A 19,801-nucleotide genomic window follows, 5' to 3' on the forward strand; every position below is an offset into this window, starting at 1 on the left:
ATCCATCCTATAAAATGTTGTTGAGTTGTTGTCTGGATTTTTTCGTTCAGATAGCCCGAGCGAAACAACGCTCGGGCGACTCTTTACTACACGTCCAGCAGAAGACGGGTTGGATCTTCTAACAGCTCTTTAATTGCCACCAGGAAGCCTACAGACTCGCGCCCATCGATCAGACGGTGGTCATAGGACAGTGCCAGGTACATCATCGGCAGAATTTCCACTTTGCCATCAACCGCCATCGGACGGTCTTTAATGGCGTGCATACCCAGAATCGCGCTCTGAGGCGGGTTGATAATCGGGGTAGACATCAGGGAGCCGAAAACGCCGCCGTTGGTAATGGTAAAGTTACCGCCGGTCAGGTCTTCTACAGTCAGTTTGCCGTCGCGGCCTTTCAGCGCCAGCTCTTTAATGTTCTTCTCAATGTCAGCCATGCCGAGCGCATCAACGTCACGCAGTACTGGAGTCACCAGGCCACGTGGCGTAGAAACCGCCATGCTCACATCGAAGTAATTGTGATAAACCACGTCTTCACCATCGATAGACGCGTTCACTTCTGGGTAGCGTTTCAGCGCTTCGACTACCGCCTTCACGTAGAAGGACATGAAGCCCAGACGGATACCGTGACGTTTTTCAAACGCATCACCGTACTGCTTACGCAGGTCCATGATTGGTTTCATGTTAACTTCGTTGAAGGTCGTCAGCATCGCGGTAGAGTTTTTCGCTTCCAGCAGACGCTCGGCTACGCGCTTACGCAGACGGGTCATCGGAACACGTTTCTCGGAGCGACCTGCCAGCGGAGCAACCGGCGCTGCGGCTGCCGCAGCCGGTGCAGCAGCGGCTTTCGCCGGTGCTTTCGCCAGGTGTTTCTCAACGTCTTCACGGGTCAGACGACCGCCAACACCGGTGCCTTTAATCGCGCTGGCATCCAGATTGTGCTCAGCCAGCAGGCGACGAATCGCCGGGCTCAGCGCATCGTTATTCTGCTCTTCGAGTGAGGCCTGTTGGCGCTGAGCCGGGGTAGACTCTTTGCTTTCAGTTTTAGCGCTGGTTTCTTTACCACCGCTGTTGCCTTCACGCAGGCGACCCAGGATTTGACGGGAGGTGACGGTAGTACCTTCATCTTCCAGAACGGCATCCAGAATGCCATCCGCCGACGCCGGTACTTCCAGTACCACTTTGTCAGTTTCGATTTCTACCAGCACCTCATCACGAACTACCGCATCGCCCGGTTTTTTATGCCAGGTGGCCACGGTCGCATCTGCTACGGATTCAGGCAGGTCAGGGACCAGAATATCTACGCTACTCATTTTGTATCCTTAATTAATCGACGTTCAGCGCGTCATTGACCAGATCTTGTTGCTGCTTCTGGTGAACGGACATATACCCTACCGCCGGTGAGGCGGAGGCTGGGCGACCTGCGTAACGCAGACCAGCACCAAATGGAATCACATCACGGAAATGATGTTGGCTGCAGTACCAAGCACCCTGGTTAAGCGGCTCTTCCTGGCACCAGACAAAATCATGCACGTGAGCATAAGATTTCAACACTTCTTGTACCGCCTGGTGCGGGAACGGATACAGCTGTTCGATACGCACGATAGCGACATCTTTCTGATCGTTCTTGCGACGCTGTTCCAGCAGGTCGTAGTAAACCTTACCAGAGCACAACACCACGCGTTTCACGCTTTGCGGATCCAGTTCGTCAATCTCACCGATGGCCGGCATAAAGGTGCCGTTTGCCAGCTCGTCCAGCGTAGAGACCGCCAGCGGGTGGCGCAGCAGAGATTTCGGTGACATCACCACCAGCGGACGGCGCATCCCGCGCAGCGCCTGACGACGCAGCATGTGATAAACCTGTGCCGGGGTAGACGGTACGCAAACCTGCATGTTCTGCTGTGCGCAAAGCTGCAAATAGCGCTCCAGACGCGCGGAAGAGTGCTCCGGACCCTGACCTTCATAACCGTGTGGCAGCAGCATAACCAGACCGCACATACGGCCCCATTTCTGCTCGCCGGAGGAGATGAACTGGTCGATAACCACCTGCGCACCGTTGGCGAAGTCGCCGAACTGCGCTTCCCAGATGGTCAGCGTGCGCGGCTCAGCCGTCGCGTAACCGTATTCGAATGCCAGAACCGCTTCTTCAGACAGTACGGAGTCCCACACCTTAAATACGCCCTGCCCGTTATGCACGTGCTGCAGCGGAGTGTAGGTAGAACCGTTAGACTGGTTATGAATTACCGCGTGACGGTGGAAGAAGGTGCCGCGACCAGCGTCTTCGCCGGACAGACGGACGGGAATGCCTTCATCGACCAGCGTGGCGTACGCCAGGTTTTCCGCGCCGCCCCAATCGAACAGCTTCTCGCCCGCCGCCATCGCCTGACGGTCGCCGTAGATTTTCGCTACGCGAGATTGCATTTCGATGGCTTCTGGTACGGTACTGATACGGGTAGCCAACTCCTGCAGGCGCTTCATCTCAACTTTGTTCGGGTAGCTTTCGTCCCACTCATGGTTGAGGTATGGCGACCAGGTAAAGGAGTGCAGGTTCATCGGACGCCACTCTTTCACCACGCATTCGCCCGCGTCCAGCGCGTCGCGATACAGGTTGACCATCTCAGTGGCATCTTCCAGCGTCGCGACTTTGTCCGCTTCCAGCTTGTCAGCATAGATTTTACGCGGGGTCGGATGCTTTTTGATTTTCTGATACATCAGCGGCTGGGTTGCGCTTGGCTCGTCGGCTTCGTTGTGGCCGTGACGGCGGTAGCACACCAGGTCGATGAACACATCGCGTTTAAAGGTGTTACGGAAGTCCAGCGCCAGACGGGTGACGAAAGCAACAGCTTCCGGGTCATCCGCATTCACGTGGAAGATTGGCGCCATCACCATCTTACCGATATCGGTGCAATATGGGGTTGAACGCGCATCCAGTGGGTTAGACGTAGTGAAGCCCACCTGGTTGTTGATAACGATGCGAACGGTACCGCCCACTTCGTAACCACGCGCTTTGGACATGTTCAGGGTTTCCTGAACCACGCCCTGACCGGTTACCGCGGCGTCGCCGTGGATGGTAATCGGCAGAACTTTATTGCTGCTTGGCTCGTCCAGACGGTCCAGACGCGCACGCACGGAACCGATAACCACCGGGCTCACGATTTCGAGGTGTGACGGGTTAAACGCCAGCGCCAGGTGAACCAGGCCGCCTTCGGTTTCGATGTCGGAGGAGAAGCCCATGTGGTACTTCACGTCACCGGTGCCGAGGTGTTCTTTATGCTTGCCGGAGAACTCGTCGAACAGCTCCTGGGACTGTTTACCCAGAACGTTGATCAGCACGTTCAGACGACCGCGGTGCGCCATACCCAGCACCACTTCACGCGTACCGCTCTTGCCCGCATGGCGGATCATCTCTTTGAGCATCGGTACCAGCGCATCGCCGCCTTCCAGCGAGAAGCGTTTTGCCCCCGGGAATTTCGCGCCCAGGTAGCGTTCCAGACCTTCTGCCGCAGTCAATTCGCTCAGGAAGCGTTTTTTCTCTTCTGCGCTAAAGGTCGCATGCCCCGCTTCAAAACGCTGTTGGATCCAACGTTTCTCTTCGGTGTTCGTGATGTGCATGTATTCCGCGCCGATGTGGCCGCAGTAGGTCTGTTTGAGAGCATCAATCAGATCGCCGAGCTTCATCGTGTCTTTGCCGATGGCGAAAGAACCTACGTTAAAGCTCTCCTGGAAGTCGGCCTCAGTCAGATCGTGGAAAGCGGGATCTAAATCAGCCACTTTATCCTGCTGCCACAGTCCCAGCGGATCGAGGATCGCGTTCTGGTGACCACGGAAGCGATAAGCGTTGATAAGCTGCAGGACTTTAACCTGCTTCGCATTCGTGTCAGGGTCGGAAATCGAAGAAGAGTAACGTGAGGCATCCTTCGCCAGACGACGGAAATAATCACGTGTTTTGGAATGAAATTGATCCGGTTTGACTCCGGTACCAGGTAACTGCTGGAACATTGAACGCCAGTGAGCGTCGACAGAGTCAGGATCGGTTAAGAAGTCTTCATAGAGCTGTTCTATCCAGCTCTGGTTCGCGCCAGAGAGGTAAGAAGAGTCCAGCCAGGCTTTCATTGCGCCGTTCTGCATCGTGATCCCTTAAGCATCTTATGCTTATTTCGCCGTGGATAACTACGACGTACGCCGGTATAGCACACGTCCCAGGGTTCACTTGCGAGCTCTTGTATTTGCACTGGCCCGCGAAGGAACCTTTAGAAACTGTCTTAAGCGCTTTGCGCTCACCCTTTCTCATGAGAGAAAGCAGATTTGGCAGTTTTTAAAGGTTTCCTGCATTTTTGTTGCCTGATGGCGCTTCGCTTATCAGGCCTACAGGGGATGTAGGCCGGATAAGACGGTACGTCGCCATCCGGCAACAATGACTACTTACGCACTACGTTGCAGCAGCATCGACTTAATGTGGCCGATGGCGCGCGTCGGGTTCAGACCTTTCGGACATACACTGACGCAGTTCATGATGCTATGGCAGCGGAATACGCTGAAAGCGTCACTTAACCCTTCCAGGCGGCTGTCGGTTTCGGTATCACGGCTATCAATTAAGAAGCGATACGCAGCCAGCAGGCCTGCCGGGCCGATAAACTTGTCCGGGTTCCACCAGAACGATGGGCAAGAGGTCGAACAGCATGCGCAGAGAATGCACTCGTACAGACCATCGAGTTTCTCACGCTGCTCTGGCATCTGCAGATGCTCACGAGCCGGAGGATTTTGCCCATTATTCAACAAGTAAGGCTTAATCTTCTCATACTGTGCGTAGAATTGCCCCATGTCTACCACCAAATCGCGGATAACCGGCAATCCAGGCAGCGGACGGATAACAATTTTCTTACCCGGCTGATTCAGCGCGGAGATCGGCGTGATGCACGCCAGACCGTTTTTCCCGTTCATGTTCAGACCATCAGAACCACAAACCCCTTCACGGCAGGAGCGGCGGAACGACAGGCTTGGATCTTTTTCTTTCAGCTGCATCAATGCATCCAGCAGCATCATGTCGCGACCTTCTTCCGCTTCCAGGGTGTAATCCTGCATGCGCGGAGCATCGTCAACGTCCGGGTTATAACGATAAACTGAAAACTCGAGTTTCATAATCCTGTCTCCGCATTAATAAGTACGAATCTTCGGCGGGAATGCCGGACGCAGTTTCGGTTCCATATTGACGCTACGACGCGTCATGGATTCCGACTCTGGCAGATACAGGGAATGGCACAGCCAGTTTTCATCATCACGATCCGGGAAGTCGAAGCGGCTATGTGCGCCACGGCTTTCGGTACGGAAGTTTGCAGACACCGCGGTGGCGTAAGCCGTTTCCATCAGGTTATCCAGCTCCAGGCACTCAACGCGCTGGGTGTTGAATTCGCTGGAGGTGTCATCCAGACGGGCATTTTTCAAACGCTCGCGAATGGCTTTCAACTGCTCAAGACCTTTAGCCATCGCATCGCCTTCACGGAATACCGAGAAGTTATGCTGCATACATTCCTGCAGCGCTTTGCGAATTTCGACCGGGTCTTCACCGTCACGGTTACCGTTCCAGCGATTCAGACGTTCCAGGGAAGCGTCGATTTCTTCTTCGGTCGCATCACGCAGTACGCCCTGCTCGGCGATAGACTCTTGCAGATGCAGGCCCACAGCGCGGCCAAAGACCACCAGGTCCAGCAGCGAGTTACCGCCCAGACGGTTTGCACCGTGAACGGATACGCAGGCAATTTCACCTACCGCGAACAGACCAGGAATCACTACATCTTCGCCCTGCTCGTTCACGGTCAGCGCCTGACCGCTTACTTTGGTCGGAATACCGCCCATCATGTAGTGGCAGGTTGGGATAACCGGGATTGGTTCTTTAACCGGGTCAACGTGTGCAAAGGTACGAGACAGCTCCAGAATGCCCGGCAGACGGGATTCCAGAACCTCTTTACCCAGGTGATCCAGCTTCAGCTTGGCGTGTGGACCCCATGGGCCGTCACAGCCACGACCTTCACGGATTTCGATCATGATGGAACGTGCCACCACGTCACGACCCGCCAGGTCTTTCGCATTCGGGGCATAACGCTCCATGAAGCGCTCACCGTGTTTGTTCAGCAGGTAACCACCTTCACCACGGCAGCCTTCTGTCACCAGAACGCCCGCGCCGGCGATACCGGTTGGGTGGAACTGCCACATTTCCATATCCTGCACCGGAACACCGGCGCGAATAGCCATACCAACGCCGTCACCGGTATTGATGTGGGCGTTAGTGGTGGACTGATAAATACGCCCTGCCCCGCCGGTTGCCAGCACGGTTGCGCGCGCTTTGAAGTAAACCACTTCACCGGTTTCGATGCACAGTGCGGTACAACCCACAACGGCGCCATCGGCGTTTTTCACCAGGTCCAGCGCATACCACTCGGAGAAAATAGTGGTGTGGTTTTTCAAATTCTGTTGATAAAGCGTGTGCAGCAGTGCGTGACCGGTACGGTCAGCCGCCGCTGCGGTACGTGCCGCCTGCTCGCCGCCGAAGTTTTTCGACTGACCGCCAAACGGACGTTGATAGATGGTCCCATTCTCCAGACGGGAGAACGGCAGCCCCATGTGGTCCAGTTCCAGAATCGCTTCCGGCCCGGTCTTACACATGTATTCAATAGCGTCCTGGTCACCGATGTAGTCCGACCCTTTTACGGTGTCGTACATGTGCCATTCCCAGTTATCTTCATGCGTATTACCGAGCGCAACGGTGATACCACCTTGCGCAGATACGGTATGGGAACGGGTTGGGAACACTTTAGACAGCAGCGCACAAGTCTGGCCGCTTTGGGAAATTTGCAGCGCCGCGCGCATACCTGCGCCACCGGCACCAATCACAACAGCATCAAATTCTCTGACTGGCAGTTTCATCACACACCCCACACCACAACAAATCCATAGATAACGTAAACCAGCAGGGCCACAACAATAACCAGTTGCAGCGTCAGGCGCAGAGCCAGTGGTTTAACGTAGTCGGTCAACACCTGCCACATGCCGATCCAGGCATGAATCAAGATAGAAAACAGAGCCAGCAGGGTGAACACTTTAGTGAACGCAGAGGCAAAGAAACCGCTCCAGATTTCCCAGGTGACTTCACCGTGAATCGCAAAAAAACCCACCATGTAGATGATGTACAGAGTCAGGACAATAGCGGTGGCGCGAACGAGGATGAAGTCATGTACGCCGTTGCGTCCTAATGCTGAGGCGTTGCTTACCATACGAGGACTCCTGCAAGAATTGAAAGCACGACAGTAATAACAAAAGAAATTTTCGCAGAGCGCTGACCGGCTTCGAGGGTTTCTTCGATATAACCGAAATCCATTAACACGTGACGAATACCTACGACAGCGTGATACGCCAGCGCAGTAAGGATGCCCCACATAATGAATTTAACGAAGAAGCTGCTCATAATAGAGGAAGCGGTCAGGAAGCCTTCCGGGGAGGAGAGACTGGTGCCCAGCAGCCATAGCAGAATACCGACCGCCACAAACGTGATCACACCGGATACGCGATGGAGAATGGACGCTATCGCTGTTATTGGGAACCGGATTGTTGTCAAATCCAGATTGACAGGTCTTTGTTTTTTCACATTTCTTATCATGAATAACGCCCACATGCTGTTCTTATTATTTCCTTCCTCCGGTCCGCAGGCGGGTCAAGCAGCGTCCTTTCTATAACTTCGCGTCATGGTTAAATCTGCTCACAGATGCTAAATCGACACGTTAAAACGCTGGGTGGCTCGGGATTGCAGGGTATTCCGGAGACCTGGCGGCAGTATAGGCCGTTCACAAAATCATTACAATTAACCTACATATAGTTTGTCCGGTTTTATGCAGAACAGTGATCATGCTCACGATTAAAACAATTTTTTAAAAATTAATCACGTGATTTGACAAATATTAAACATTATTGTTACAACCATCACCTGTAAAAGCATATAATGCTCAAAAGTTATGGGGTCACTCTTTCACCTGATAATAAGTTATGTAACAGTGTGACGGTATTGACCGAACTTATCAGGACAGTTATTAGTGTTATACAGGTTTGAATCATCGGATTGCTAAGACCCTGATTTGCTGTTGTTTCACTGTAGATTAGACGTGCACCGTCAAGCGCCCTTGCTCTGTACCCTCGCTTCATCTCTACAGCAGAGCCGTGAGCCAAATAACAAACTGGCAACGTCGAAATATGTTTTGAATTGCAAATCCGGCATCCAGCAGTCTTAAGCAAAAAGGCGCTAAGGAGACCGTAAATGGCTGATACGAAGGCAAAAATCACTCTATCAGGTGATACTGCTATTGAACTGGATGTGCTAAAAGGCACGCTCGGTCAGGATGTTCTTGATATCCGTAGTCTGGGTTCGAAAGGCATTTTTACCTTTGACCCTGGTTTTACCTCTACCGCATCTTGCGAGTCTAAGATTACTTTTATTGATGGCGACGAAGGGATCTTGCTGCACCGCGGCTTCCCTATCGATCAGTTAGCCACAGAATCTAACTATCTCGAAGTGTGCTACATCCTGCTGTACGGTGAAAAACCGTCCCAGGCTGAATTTGACGAGTTCACGACTACCGTAACTCGCCACACCATGATCCACGAGCAGATCACCCGTTTATTCCATGCGTTCCGTCGCGACTCTCACCCTATGGCGGTGATGTGCGGGATTACCGGTGCGCTGGCGGCGTTCTATCACGACTCTCTGGATGTGAATAACCCGCGTCATCGCGAAATTGCCGCATTCCGCCTGCTGTCGAAAATGCCGACCATGGCCGCGATGTGCTACAAATATTCCATTGGTCAGCCGTTTGTGTATCCACGCAACGACCTCTCCTACGCCGGTAACTTCCTGCGTATGATGTTCGCGACCCCATGCGAAGATTACGAAGTGAACCCGGTCCTGGAACGCGCAATGGATCGTATTCTGATCCTGCATGCTGACCACGAGCAGAACGCATCCACCTCTACCGTGCGTACCGCCGGTTCTTCTGGTGCTAACCCGTTCGCGTGTATCGCGGCCGGTATTGCTTCTCTGTGGGGGCCAGCACACGGTGGCGCCAACGAAGCAGCACTGAAGATGCTCGAAGAGATCAGCTCCGTTGAGCACATCCCTGAGTTCGTGCGTCGTGCGAAAGATAAGAACGACTCTTTCCGCCTGATGGGCTTCGGTCACCGCGTGTACAAGAACTACGACCCGCGTGCTACCGTGATGCGTGAAACCTGCCACGAAGTGCTGAAAGAACTGGGCACTAAAGATGATCTGCTGGAAGTGGCGATGGAGCTTGAGCACATTGCGCTGAACGACCCGTACTTCATCGAGAAGAAACTGTATCCGAACGTCGATTTCTACTCCGGTATCATCCTGAAAGCGATGGGTATTCCATCGTCCATGTTTACCGTTATCTTCGCGATGGCGCGTACCATTGGCTGGATTGCGCACTGGAACGAAATGCACACCGACGGCATGAAGATTGCGCGTCCGCGTCAGCTGTACACTGGCTATACGCAGCGTGACTTCAAATCAGACCTCAAGAAGTAATTGAGAGTTTGAGAGTAAAAAAGCGCCTGCGGGCGCTTTTTTTATGGCTGTGGTGGGCGTTTTTCCCGGGGTCGCTGCGCTCGCCCGGGAGATCTCACCGCTTAATGCTGACACCCCGGACACCAATAAAACGGTCTTGAGGACAGCATCGTCTTCTCAATAATGCCACCGCAGCGCTCGCACGCCTCGCCATCGCGATGAAACACCTTAAAGCTGAACAACGCGCCGTGGTGCTTGTTATCATCCACCTGCCCGCGCGTGTTGTAGGAGAGCCGAGGAATGTCGAGCAGCGCATGCGACAGCGCCTCAAGCTGCTGTTCATCCAGCTGCGAAGCTTTATGATTCCCGGTTAATCTCACCTGCCAGAGGATCTCAACCCGAAGATAGTTACCCAGCCCCGCAAGAAACGCCTGATCCAACAACAGGCCAGAGAACTGGCGGTTGCGGAATTTTGCCGACAACAGCCGCGCTTTTACCGCCTCCGGCGTTAAGGTCATATCAAGTACATCGGGCCCGACGCGCAGTAAAAACGGGTGCGTTTTTACCTGCTCTGGCGTCAGCATCTCAATATCAGAAGCGCTGTAGAGCAGAATCGCTTTATCCGCGGTTTGTAATTTTACCCGCAGCACCCGCGTGGTATCTGGCATCTCCCCGGCGTTAACAACTCGCCACACGCCGTAGAGTTGATTGTGGCTGTAGAGCGTCAGGCCACCAGAAAAATGGGTCAGCAGCGCTTTACCGCGGGTTTCAACGTGGGTGACGTGCTGGCCTATCAGAGCGGGGGCATAAAAAGATAATTCGGGGTAGGCAAACCAGACTTCAGTCAGCGGTTTATCCTGAATCGCCTTTTCCAGGCTGTCCGCCGCCCGGCGGATCTCTGGACCTTCAGGCATAGTGATGGCTCCCTTTCAAACGTCAAGGCAACAATATTATCAATAATACGTTTGGCTCGCACACGGCGCGTCGAACAAAAGAACGGGTGCATGAGGATAGCAACAACACCGAAAAAAGGCGGGGATGACTCCCCGCCGGCGCTCTTACTTAACAGATTCGTAAGCTGTGAAGACAGCGAGCTCCGCGTGGCCGGTTCGGAGCCGTACCTCGCAGAGATCTTCTCTTGTGACCAGCACCACCAGAATGGCGGTGATACAGATAACAATCAGGGCGATAACCATCGCCTTTGGCTGCTTCATAGTCTACTTCTCCTTGACCCAAGGGTCGGTAAGAGACTATCTTTATGATGCTGTTTCATACAGATGGCCTCAGATTAATGTTTAACGTCCTGCAAGACGTTGAAGGTTATCTGGGGCTTTTCTCTATCTGCCTTTCGGCTAATGCCTGAGACAAATAGCCTCAAGCACCCGCCGGGAGTGTACTGCAATACCCGCCCGTTTCAGCCTTGATGAATTCCGAATTACCAGTGGGTTTGTCGGTGCTCGCTTAACAACATCATGCCGTTATCTGAATACCCTGCGCCGTAAATTCACGCCGCAAGCGACGAGCGAACGCCAGCGCATGTGCGCCATCGCCGTGCAGGCAGACCGTTTCCGCCGTTACCCTGGACCACTGACCGTCAACGCTTCTCACTCGCCCGCGCTGCACCATCTCCAGCGTTTGCGCCAGCGCCTGGTCTTCATCGCTAATCAACGCGCCCGGCTGGCCGCGGGGTACCAGAGAACCGTCAGACTGATAGCCGCGGTCGGCAAACACTTCCTGACGCGTGGCGAGTCCGTAGCGCGTTCCGGCGTGAATCAGTTCGCTTCCCGCCAGGCCGACCAGAATAAGCATCGGATTGGCCGCGAACACCGCCTTAGCGATAGCGTCCGCTAAAGCAGGGTCTTTAGCGGCCTGGTTATAGAGCATACCGTGCGGCTTCACGTGACGCAGTACGCCGCCTTCAGCCTGGACTATCGCCGACAGCGCACCGATTTGATACAACGTCTGGGCATAGACCGTTTCCGGCGGTAGCTGCATCGCGGTACGGCCAAAATTTTCCCGGTCGGGGAAGCTTGGGTGCGCCCCCACGGCAACGCCATTTCTCAGCGCGGCACGTACACAGGTCAGCATCGTGCTGGCATCCCCAGCGTGAAAGCCGCAGGCTATATTGGCCGATGACACCAGCGTGAGCAGTTCTGCATCGCTAGCCGCGCCTTCACCGAGGTCGGCGTTAAGATCAATCTTCATCATTCAGTCGCCAGGCCAGTTGTTCCAGATAACGCTGCTGATCGTGTCGCGCTTTTAGCGCCTCTTCCAGCGAACACTGGATAAAGTGAATCGGCTGTCCGAGCGGGATTTGCGCCAGTTGAAACATGTCGGCCTCAATAATGCAGGCAATACGCGGATACCCGCCGGTGGTCTGCGCGTCGTTCATCAACACAATGGGCTGGCCATTATGCGGCACCTGAACCACGCCAGGCACCAGACCATGAGATACCAGCTCGCGAACGTTGTCACGCACCAGCGGCTGCCCTTTCAGACGGTAACCCATGCGGTTACTTTGCGGACTTAACTGCCACGGAGAACGCCAGAAGGCCTCCTGAGAAGTGGCGTCAAACTCCTGATATTCCGGCCCCGGCAGCGCACGAATACGGTTGCTGGCGATAAGCGGCTTGACGCCGCGTGGCTCGCGGAACGTACGCACAGGTTGACCCAATGGCAGCACATCACCATCTTGCAAACACCGACCTTCGAAGCCGCCTACGCCGACGTTAAGATCGGTACTACGTGAGCCCATCACGGCAGGCACATCAATGCCGCCAGACAGCGCCAGATAGCTACGAATACCGTGCTTCGGACGCTTGAGCGTCAGTGTCTGCCCGGCTTTCGCCCAGTGCCGCCAGCCGCTCCACACCGCCTCGCCGTCGAGCGTGGCTTCGCAGCCAGCTCCGGTAAGGGCAAACCAACCTTCACGCACAAAGGTGAAGGTTGCCATGCCCAGGGTTATCTCCAGCGCCGCGGCGTTGGCATCATTACCAACCAACAGGTTCGCCGTTACCAGCGCTGGTTTATCCAACGCCCCACAACGGCTTACGCCGAACTGCCGTAATCCTTCGCGACCTGCATCCTGAACCGAGGTATACATGCCTGCACGGGTCACCTTCAGCATACGCCCTCCTTTTGCGGCACAAAGCGCACCGTATCACCGGGGCGTAGTAAAATCGGCTCCTCACGATTGGGCGAGAACAGCGGCAAAGAAGTGCGGCCAATCAGCTGCCAGCCGCCCGGCGTGGACAGTGGATAAATTCCGGTTTGCTGGCCACCGATGCCCACGGAGCCCGCGGGTACTTTTAACCGCGGCTCGGCGCGACGTGGCATTCTCAGGGGTTCCGGCAGCCCACCGAGATACGGAAAACCCGGCTGGAAGCCGAGGAACCACACGACGTAGTCAACCGATGCGTGCAGCTCCACCACCTGCCGCGGCGTCAGGCCGCTAATGTGGGCCACTTCAGGAAGATCAGGCCCCTGTTCACCGCCGTAAATTACGGGAATATCAATGGCCCGAAATTCAGGCTCCAGGGCTTCGCTCTCTTCCCACCAGCGCTGAAGACGTTCAATCGCATCCAGCGCCAGGCTCTGCGGGTCACGTAGCTTGACCGTGATATTATTCATGCCCGGAATGACGTCCACCACGTCCGGCAACTTTGCCGCCCGCTGAGCCAAACGCCAGACTCGTTTCTGCGCCGCCAGCGTCACCGGCGGCTCCAGCTCCAGTACGACAGCCGTTTCACCTAACAGATAACAACGCGCTCGCTGCACTTTATTCCCTCATCATCAGGCCGGATTGGGGATGTCCACGAAGGTGACATCCAGCTCGGTCGTTTCAGTGAGCCACTCGCCGAGGGCGCGAATACCGCCGCGCTCCGTGGCATGGTGGCCCGCTGCATAAAAGTGTAGCCCCTGCTCGCGGGCAGAATGAATAGTCTGTTCTGACACTTCACCGGTAATAAACGCATCGACGCCAAAACGAGCTGCGCTGTCGATAAAACCCTGACCGCCACCGGTACACCAGGCAATACGAGAGACCTTATCTGGCCCGGTATCCCCACTCCATAGCGGTTTACGCCCCAGACGGGCTTCAATCCACGACGCCAGCTCCAGACCAGATACCGGCATCGACAGCTCACCCCACGGCACCAGCGGTTCGATTTCCCCCATCACGTTGATACCAAGAAGCTGTGCCAACTGGGCGTTGTTACCCAGCTCAGGATGCGCGTCCAGCGGCAAATGCCAGCCATAGAGGTTAATATCGTTTTCCAGCAGGGCTTTCAGACGGTTACGTTTCATACCGCGAATCACCGGCGACTCACCTTTCCAGAAATAGCCATGATGCACGATCACCGCATCCGCCTGCTGACGCACGGCCTCATCAATCAGCGCCTGGCTGGCGGTCACGCCGGTGACAATTTTCTGCACCGTTTCACGTCCTTCAACCTGCAGGCCGTTAGGGGCGTAATCGCTGAAGGCGGCACCGTTGAGTTTTTCATTAATCAATTGTTCTAGTTCGGTATTTTTCATCGTCGCTCTCTTCAAAAGTGATGCTCTACTACAGGATAAAATAGCGTCCCCAGCGCATTGCGTCGATACACAATTCGTTAACCTCTTTCCGGACCCGCTTAATTACGCGCAATAAGTGCTTAAACAACACAATTTGTCTGTTTTTGTGTGACCAAAATCATGTATATTTATGCAACCATACCGCATATTACAAAGATAATACGATTATCCTCGTATTATTACATAAATGAAACAAAGCCTTGCGTAGCGTGATGTTGCCGGGTTTCGAGGTCTAATTGGTAATGAATAAATCACATTCGCAGCCTAAGGCAATTTACTACGTTGTCGCGCTGCAAATTTGGGAATACTTTAGTTTCTACGGCATGCGCGCACTGCTGATCCTGTATCTCACCAATCAACTGAAATACAACGATACCCACGCTTACGAGCTGTTCAGCGCCTACTGTTCACTGGTTTACGTCACGCCAATTCTTGGCGGCTATCTGGCCGATAAAGTGCTCGGCAACCGGATGGCGGTGATGCTGGGCGCCCTGCTCATGGTCATAGGCCATATGGTGCTTGGGGCCAGTGAAGTGGCGCCGATGTTCCTTTATCTGTCGCTGGCGATTATCGTCTGCGGCTACGGGCTGTTTAAATCCAACATCAGCTGCCTGCTGGGTGAACTGTACGAACCTACCGATCCACGTCGTGACGGAGGTTTCTCGCTGCTTTATGCGGCGGGTAACGTCGGTTCTATCGTCGCGCCTATCGCCTGTGGTTTCGCACAGGAGCAGTATAGCTGGGCCATGGGCTTCACCCTGGCGGCAGTGGGTATGCTGGCGGGTCTGGTTATCTTCATCAGCGGCCGTCGTCACTTTGCCCACACTGCCGGTGTGAACAAAGAAGTGCTGTGCGCGAAGAAGTTCCTGCTGCCCAACTGGGGTTGGCTGCTGGTGCTGCTGGTGGTTGCGCCGCTGTTTATTACCGTGCTGTTCTGGAAAGAGTGGTCGGTCTATGCGCTGATCGTGGCGTCAATCATCGGTCTGGCGGTGCTGGCAAAAATTTATCGTCGCGCCGAAACCGCCGAACAACGTAAAGACCTGCGCCTGATTGTCGTACTGACCTTCTTTAGCTTGCTGTTCTGGGCGTTTGCTCAGCAGGGCGGCAGCTCCATCAGCCTCTATATCGACCGTTTCGTTAACCGTAATGTGCTGGGCTATGAAGTGCCAACCGCGATGTTCCAGTCGGTTAACGCCTTTGCCGTGATGCTGTGCGGCATCGTACTGGCCTGGCTGATCAAAGAAAAAGTGACAACCAACCGCGATCTGCGTCTGTGGGGCAAATACGCATTAGGCCTTGGCCTGATGAGCGCAGGCTTCTGCATTCTGACCCTGAGCGCACGTTTGTCCGCAAGCTACGGCCACTCCTCCATGCCGCTGATGCTGCTGGGGCTGTCGGTGATGGGCTTTGCCGAACTGTTTATTGACCCGGTGGCGATGTCGCAAATCACCCGCATCCAGATCCCGGGCGTCACCGGCGTGCTGACCGGCATCTATATGTTGCTTTCCGGTGCGGTGGCAAACTACGTGGCAGGGATTATCGCCGACCAGACCTCTCAGGGGTCATTCGACACCGCGGGCGCGGTGGATTACTCCATCAACGCCTACATTGACGTGTTCGATCAGATAACCTGGGGCGCACTGGCCTGTGTCGCCGTCGTGCTGGTTATCTGGCTGTACCATTCGGTGAAAGTTCGCTCCCGCCGCCTGGCCGCCGAAGCGTAACCACAGCCTGTATCCCGGAAGAGGCGCCCAGCGCCGACTCCGGGAATTCTCCAGTATCACATCCCGTGTTTTTTTGCCGCTTCGTAAGCAGCAAGCGTTGCTACCCTCGCCTCAGCGTGATCGACAATGGGTCGCGGATAGTTAATCTCAACCTTCTGCTTTTCCGCCCACACCCACGGCTGGTGAATCGCCTTCTCCGGAACCTCGGCTAATTCCGGTAGCCACTGACGAATAAATGCGCCGCTTTTATCAAAACGCTCCCCCTGTGTGGTGGGATTGAAAATTCGAAAATAAGGCGCTGCATCCGTTCCCGTCGAGGCCGCCCACTGCCAGCCGCCGTTGTTAGCCGCCAGGCAGCCGTCCACCAGCTGTGACATAAAATACTGCTCGCCCTGTCGCCAGTCGATCAGCAAATCTTTGACCAGGAAGCTGGCAACAATCATCCGCAACCGATTATGCATCCAGCCGGTTGCATTAAGCTGTCGCATCGCCGCATCCACAATCGGGTAACCGGTACGCCCTTCCTGCCAGGCGATAAGTGCTTCTGACGGCTCTTGCCAGCGCACGCGATCGGTCCAGTCGATAAACGGGCGATGTTTGCAAAGTCGAGGAAAGTAGGTCATCAGGTGGCGGTAAAACTCGCGCCAGATAAGTTCGTTCAGCCAGACGCTACCCGCGCCGCCGTTCAGCGCTTCGGGTTGTTCCGCCAGCAGACGGTACAGGCACTGGCGAGGTGAAAGCACGCCAACCGCGAGGCAGGCCGACAGGCGGCTGGTGCCTTCAATCGACGGGAAATCGCGCTGAGCCTCGTATTCACCCGCGCCGTCCTGACAAAAACGGCGAAGCTGGCCGATAGCTGCCTTTTCATCCGCAGGGAAAAGCGCCGGGTCAAAGGGCTGCAGGGGATACTGAAAATGAATGGTTGCCGCGTCGGTTACCGCCGAAGTATTCCGTGACTCAGGAGCACGCACGCATTCCGGCATGTGCTCTTTTAAGCGCCGCAGCCAGGCATTTTTATACGGCGTGAAAACTTTATACATTTCGTGATTGCCGGTCATCACTGCGCCGGGAGGTAGGATCACGCTGTCATCAAAGCCCTGACAAACCGTGTCCGTCAGCACCCGCTCTACGGCGGCGTCACGCTGGCGCTCGTTGAATTCATACTGGTAGTTATAAAAAAGCTGCGTCACCTCGTGCTGCTGACAAATCGTTTTTACGATTTCGACGCTGGCGGCAAAGTCGGCCACCTCATGAAAAATTAGCGGGATATTTTTCTCTGCCAGCGCCTGACGCAGCGCATTCACCTGCGCGGCGATATAGGCCGCCTGGCGCGGAGCCATATGGTGCGCTTTCCACTGTTCAGGAGTCGCAATAAAGAGCGCCAGCACCTGCGCATCGGGATCGCGGCAGGCGGCAGCAAGGGCAAAATTGTCGTGCAGTCGGAGATCGGCGCGAAACCAGACCAAATGGGTAGACATAAATATCCTGAATGTATTTATCTAATACATTCATATTACACAATTATTCGATAACGTGCGGCTCGACAGCCTGATGGCGCTGCGCTTATCAGGCCTACAAAAACAAAAAAGCCGCCCTGGTAAGGACGGCTTTGTAGCCCGACCAAGCGAAGCGTCGCCGGGAATAGCACGACACTATCAATAGAAGTCGCAGGCGGCCTCTTCAGCCTGCGCCATCCAGACCGGCTTATCGCTGGTTTTCGACCAGACGCGGTGCAGATAGCTGTAGAAGCGGGCGCGATCTTTCCAGAACAGCATCACCGGTAATGCGACAATCCCCGCCACCACGGCGAAAGTACGACGCAACAACACAATGTGTGCAGGATATTTTCTATACAGGTCCATATTCTCTCCCCTAAGTTGGCCGGCAACGCACGCCGGAAAATGAAGCTCAGTAATCTGACTAAAAGAGTACCGTTATTTGTGTAATTTTACTACTCATCCGACCACTAATTTTTGTGCATTTAGTGTTTATTTACATTCACGCCGTAATTGAGTTACATGATTGTTAAATTAATACTAACCATTAGTTAAATTGTGGATTACGCCATTTTTATACTTTTTTTACACCCCGCCATTCTATTTTTGCGAAATTTTTGCACCCAAAAACCTACGCTTAGCGCAATAACTCAACCATCCGGAGGTGGATTGTGACTACAGGCGTAATAGCCGGCACGGTGCTGGTATTCCTGTTACTGGCGTATCTGGTTTATGCCCTTTTCAAGGCGGAGGCGCTGTAAATGGCTGCTCAAGGATTTTTACTCGTTGCCAGCTTCCTGCTGGTGCTGTTTGTGCTCGCCCGTCCGCTGGGCAAAGTGCTGGCAGGGATGATCAACAACACGCCGCTGCCGGGGCTTGCCCGCTGTGAAAGCGGGCTCTGGCGCGTCATGGGCATTTCCGGCCAGGAGATGAGCTGGGGGCGCTATACCATTGCCATCCTGCTGCTGAATCTGGTCGGGCTGCTGGTACTTTTCGCCATGCTGATGTTGCAGGGCGTGCTGCCACTGAACCCGCAAAAACTTCCGGGGCTGTCATGGCATCTGGCGCTTAATACCGCCGTCAGCTTTGTCAGCAACACCAACTGGCAGTCCTATAGCGGTGAAACCACCCTGAGCTATTTCAGCCAGATGGCGGGTTTGACGGTACAGAACTTCCTCTCTGCCGCCACCGGGATTGCCGTGCTGTTCACGCTGGTGCGTGCGTTTGCCCGCCACAGCGTGAACACGCTGGGTAACGCGTGGGTCGATATCACCCGCATCACGCTATGGCTGCTGCTGCCGATTTCCCTGCTGCTGGCGCTGTTCTTCATTCAGCAAGGGGCATTGCAGAATTTCCTGCCCTACCAGCCGTTTACCAGCATTGAGGGCGCGCATCAGTTGCTGCCAATGGGGCCGGTCGCCTCGCAGGAAGCCATTAAGATGCTCGGTACCAACGGCGGTGGCTTCTTTAACGCCAACTCTTCGCATCCGTTTGAAAACCCAACGGCACTCACCAACTTTGTGCAGATGCTGGCTATTTTCCTGATTCCTGCCGCGCTGTGCTTTGCCTTTGGCGAAGCGGTGGGCGATAACCGCCAGGGCCGCGCCATTCTCTGGGCCATGACGCTTATCTTTATCATCTGCGTCGCAGTGGTGATGTGGGCTGAAACCCGCGGTAACCCGCATCTGTTGGCCTTCGGTGCCGACAGCAGCATCAATATGGAAGGTAAAGAGAGCCGCTTTGGCATTCTTGCCAGCAGCCTGTACGCCGTGGTGACCACTGCCGCCTCCTGCGGTGCGGTCAACGCGATGCACGATTCCTTTACCGCACTCGGCGGCATGATCCCGCTGTGGCTGATGCAGATTGGTGAAGTGGTGTTCGGCGGCGTCGGTTCTGGTCTCTACGGCATGCTGCTGTTCGTGATGCTGGCAGTGTTTATTGCCGGTCTGATGATTGGCCGCACCCCGGAATATCTCGGTAAAAAAATCGACGTGCCGGAGATGAAGATGACCGCGCTGGCGATTCTGGTCACCCCGACGCTGGTACTGCTTGGCACTGCGCTCGCGATGATGACAGACGCGGGCCGCAGCGCGATGGCTAACCCCGGTTCACACGGCTTTAGCGAAGTGCTGTACGCCGTATCGTCAGCCGCCAACAACAACGGTAGCGCCTTTGCCGGTCTTAGCGCCAACTCACCGTTCTGGAGCTGCCTGCTGGCGTTCTGCATGTTCGTCGGTCGCTTCGGCGTCATCGTACCGGTGATGGCGATTGCCGGTTCGCTGGTCAGCAAAAAAATCCAGCCAGCCACCCCGGGTACGCTTGCCACCCATGACGCGCTGTTTATCGGCCTGCTGATGGGGACCGTACTGCTGGTCGGTGCCCTGACCTTTATTCCCGCCCTGGCGATTGGCCCTGTTGCGGAACATCTTTCCCTGTTTTGAGTGATG

At 54.9% G+C, this 19,801-nt stretch carries 19 protein-coding genes; 5 read left to right on the plus strand and 14 right to left on the minus strand.

Features of this window, described 5'->3' with window-relative positions:
* Positions 1–86: 86 nt before the first annotated feature.
* From odhB to sdhC, 6 genes are all read right to left on the minus strand, one after another.
* Positions 87–1,307: a 2-oxoglutarate dehydrogenase complex dihydrolipoyllysine-residue succinyltransferase gene (gene odhB / locus MY052_RS16730; protein ID WP_035892725.1), complete on the minus strand. Its 1,221-nt coding sequence runs from the start codon at positions 1,305–1,307 to the stop codon at positions 87–89.
* Positions 1,308–1,320: 13 nt separating this feature from the next.
* Entirely contained in the window at positions 1,321–4,122 is a 2,802-nt protein-coding gene (gene sucA, locus MY052_RS16735) for a 2-oxoglutarate dehydrogenase E1 component (RefSeq protein ID WP_035892723.1), read from the minus strand.
* Between the two features lie 294 nt (positions 4,123–4,416).
* Positions 4,417–5,133: a succinate dehydrogenase iron-sulfur subunit SdhB gene (gene sdhB / locus MY052_RS16740; protein WP_035892722.1), complete on the minus strand. Its 717-nt coding sequence runs from the start codon at positions 5,131–5,133 to the stop codon at positions 4,417–4,419.
* Positions 5,134–5,148: 15 nt separating this feature from the next.
* Complete coding sequence (gene sdhA / locus MY052_RS16745) at positions 5,149–6,915, minus strand: succinate dehydrogenase flavoprotein subunit (RefSeq protein WP_035892721.1); 1,767 nt, start codon at positions 6,913–6,915, stop codon at positions 5,149–5,151.
* Positions 6,915–7,262: a succinate dehydrogenase membrane anchor subunit gene (gene sdhD / locus MY052_RS16750; RefSeq protein ID WP_035892719.1), complete on the minus strand. Its 348-nt coding sequence runs from the start codon at positions 7,260–7,262 to the stop codon at positions 6,915–6,917. Before sdhD ends, sdhA begins: the two co-directional genes overlap by 1 nt.
* Positions 7,256–7,660 (minus strand): succinate dehydrogenase cytochrome b556 subunit, encoded by a 405-nt coding sequence (gene sdhC / locus MY052_RS16755; RefSeq protein ID WP_035892718.1) that lies wholly within the window; start codon positions 7,658–7,660, stop codon positions 7,256–7,258. The genes sdhD and sdhC overlap by 7 nt, the downstream gene beginning before the upstream one ends.
* A gap of 324 nt (positions 7,661–7,984) precedes the next feature.
* Here sdhC and MY052_RS24320 point away from each other — a divergent pair, with 324 nt between their 5' ends.
* Together MY052_RS24320 and MY052_RS16760 are read left to right on the plus strand one after the other, a co-directional pair.
* Positions 7,985–8,092 (plus strand): hypothetical protein, encoded by a 108-nt coding sequence (locus tag MY052_RS24320; RefSeq protein WP_420828620.1) that lies wholly within the window; start codon positions 7,985–7,987, stop codon positions 8,090–8,092.
* 204 nt (positions 8,093–8,296) lie between these two features.
* Positions 8,297–9,580, plus strand: coding sequence for a citrate synthase (locus tag MY052_RS16760; RefSeq protein ID WP_035892717.1), 1,284 nt, complete (start codon positions 8,297–8,299; stop codon positions 9,578–9,580).
* Between the two features lie 101 nt (positions 9,581–9,681).
* On the opposite strand, the gene nei is transcribed toward MY052_RS16760, so the two are convergent.
* The 6 genes from nei to MY052_RS16790 all read right to left on the minus strand — a co-directional run bounded on the left by nei (position 9,682) and on the right by MY052_RS16790 (position 14,095).
* The gene (gene nei / locus MY052_RS16765) at positions 9,682–10,473 is read right to left on the minus strand and encodes an endonuclease VIII (RefSeq protein ID WP_248537446.1); all 792 of its coding nucleotides are present in this window, start codon (positions 10,471–10,473) and stop codon (positions 9,682–9,684) included.
* Between the two features lie 144 nt (positions 10,474–10,617).
* On the minus strand, positions 10,618–10,773 hold the full coding sequence (locus MY052_RS16770; RefSeq protein WP_185669338.1) for a Hok/Gef family protein: 156 nt from the start codon (positions 10,771–10,773) through the stop codon (positions 10,618–10,620).
* Positions 10,774–11,029: 256 nt separating this feature from the next.
* Positions 11,030–11,764 (minus strand): 5-oxoprolinase subunit PxpA, encoded by a 735-nt coding sequence (pxpA, locus tag MY052_RS16775; RefSeq protein ID WP_248538955.1) that lies wholly within the window; start codon positions 11,762–11,764, stop codon positions 11,030–11,032.
* Positions 11,754–12,686 carry a 5-oxoprolinase subunit PxpC gene (pxpC, locus tag MY052_RS16780; protein ID WP_248537447.1) on the minus strand — a complete coding sequence of 311 codons (933 nt, stop codon included), beginning with the start codon at positions 12,684–12,686 and terminating at the stop codon, positions 11,754–11,756. Before pxpC ends, pxpA begins: the two co-directional genes overlap by 11 nt.
* A complete protein-coding gene (pxpB, locus tag MY052_RS16785; RefSeq protein WP_248537448.1) occupies positions 12,680–13,336 on the minus strand; it encodes a 5-oxoprolinase subunit PxpB in 657 nt (218 codons plus the stop codon). Before pxpB ends, pxpC begins: the two co-directional genes overlap by 7 nt.
* A 15-nt stretch (positions 13,337–13,351) precedes the next feature.
* Positions 13,352–14,095, minus strand: a complete 744-nt coding sequence (locus MY052_RS16790) for a type 2 GTP cyclohydrolase I (protein ID WP_123651704.1) — start codon at positions 14,093–14,095, stop codon at positions 13,352–13,354.
* 281 nt (positions 14,096–14,376) lie between these two features.
* Between MY052_RS16790 and dtpD the strand changes: the two genes are divergently transcribed.
* Positions 14,377–15,858 (plus strand): dipeptide permease DtpD, encoded by a 1,482-nt coding sequence (dtpD, locus tag MY052_RS16795; RefSeq protein ID WP_248537449.1) that lies wholly within the window; start codon positions 14,377–14,379, stop codon positions 15,856–15,858.
* A 56-nt stretch (positions 15,859–15,914) separates the two neighbouring features.
* On the opposite strand, the gene phrB is transcribed toward dtpD, so the two are convergent.
* Positions 15,915–17,336 (minus strand): deoxyribodipyrimidine photo-lyase, encoded by a 1,422-nt coding sequence (gene phrB, locus MY052_RS16800; protein WP_248537450.1) that lies wholly within the window; start codon positions 17,334–17,336, stop codon positions 15,915–15,917.
* 177 nt (positions 17,337–17,513) lie between these two features.
* Positions 17,514–17,720, minus strand: a complete 207-nt coding sequence (locus tag MY052_RS16805) for a YbfA family protein (RefSeq protein ID WP_035892708.1) — start codon at positions 17,718–17,720, stop codon at positions 17,514–17,516.
* Between the two features lie 305 nt (positions 17,721–18,025).
* Between MY052_RS16805 and kdpF the strand changes: the two genes are divergently transcribed.
* Both kdpF and kdpA read left to right on the plus strand, forming a co-directional pair.
* Positions 18,026–18,115, plus strand: a complete 90-nt coding sequence (kdpF, locus tag MY052_RS16810) for a K(+)-transporting ATPase subunit F (RefSeq protein ID WP_035892707.1) — start codon at positions 18,026–18,028, stop codon at positions 18,113–18,115.
* On the plus strand, positions 18,116–19,795 hold the full coding sequence (gene kdpA / locus MY052_RS16815; RefSeq protein WP_248537451.1) for a potassium-transporting ATPase subunit KdpA: 1,680 nt from the start codon (positions 18,116–18,118) through the stop codon (positions 19,793–19,795).
* Positions 19,796–19,801: the final 6 nt, after the last annotated feature.

The organism is Kluyvera ascorbata (assembly GCF_023195735.1).
Classification (GTDB): Bacteria; Pseudomonadota; Gammaproteobacteria; order Enterobacterales; family Enterobacteriaceae; genus Kluyvera; species Kluyvera ascorbata.

Coding starts and splice junctions, on each gene's coding strand:
- sdhB (WP_035892722.1), bottom strand. CDS start 5,133: ATGAAACTCGAGTTTTCAGTTTATCGTTATAACCCGGACGTTGACGAT.
- MY052_RS16805 (WP_035892708.1), bottom strand. CDS start 17,720: ATGGACCTGTATAGAAAATATCCTGCACACATTGTGTTGTTGCGTCGT.
- sdhC (WP_035892718.1), bottom strand. CDS start 7,660: ATGTGGGCGTTATTCATGATAAGAAATGTGAAAAAACAAAGACCTGTC.
- kdpA (WP_248537451.1), top strand. CDS start 18,116: ATGGCTGCTCAAGGATTTTTACTCGTTGCCAGCTTCCTGCTGGTGCTG.
- MY052_RS24320 (WP_420828620.1), top strand. CDS start 7,985: ATGCTCAAAAGTTATGGGGTCACTCTTTCACCTGATAATAAGTTATGT.
- pxpC (WP_248537447.1), bottom strand. CDS start 12,686: ATGCTGAAGGTGACCCGTGCAGGCATGTATACCTCGGTTCAGGATGCA.
- MY052_RS16790 (WP_123651704.1), bottom strand. CDS start 14,095: ATGAAAAATACCGAACTAGAACAATTGATTAATGAAAAACTCAACGGT.
- odhB (WP_035892725.1), bottom strand. CDS start 1,307: ATGAGTAGCGTAGATATTCTGGTCCCTGACCTGCCTGAATCCGTAGCA.
- sdhA (WP_035892721.1), bottom strand. CDS start 6,915: ATGAAACTGCCAGTCAGAGAATTTGATGCTGTTGTGATTGGTGCCGGT.
- MY052_RS16760 (WP_035892717.1), top strand. CDS start 8,297: ATGGCTGATACGAAGGCAAAAATCACTCTATCAGGTGATACTGCTATT.
- pxpA (WP_248538955.1), bottom strand. CDS start 11,764: ATGAAGATTGATCTTAACGCCGACCTCGGTGAAGGCGCGGCTAGCGAT.
- sucA (WP_035892723.1), bottom strand. CDS start 4,122: ATGCAGAACGGCGCAATGAAAGCCTGGCTGGACTCTTCTTACCTCTCT.
- phrB (WP_248537450.1), bottom strand. CDS start 17,336: ATGTCTACCCATTTGGTCTGGTTTCGCGCCGATCTCCGACTGCACGAC.
- dtpD (WP_248537449.1), top strand. CDS start 14,377: ATGAATAAATCACATTCGCAGCCTAAGGCAATTTACTACGTTGTCGCG.
- MY052_RS16770 (WP_185669338.1), bottom strand. CDS start 10,773: ATGAAGCAGCCAAAGGCGATGGTTATCGCCCTGATTGTTATCTGTATC.
- nei (WP_248537446.1), bottom strand. CDS start 10,473: ATGCCTGAAGGTCCAGAGATCCGCCGGGCGGCGGACAGCCTGGAAAAG.
- sdhD (WP_035892719.1), bottom strand. CDS start 7,262: ATGGTAAGCAACGCCTCAGCATTAGGACGCAACGGCGTACATGACTTC.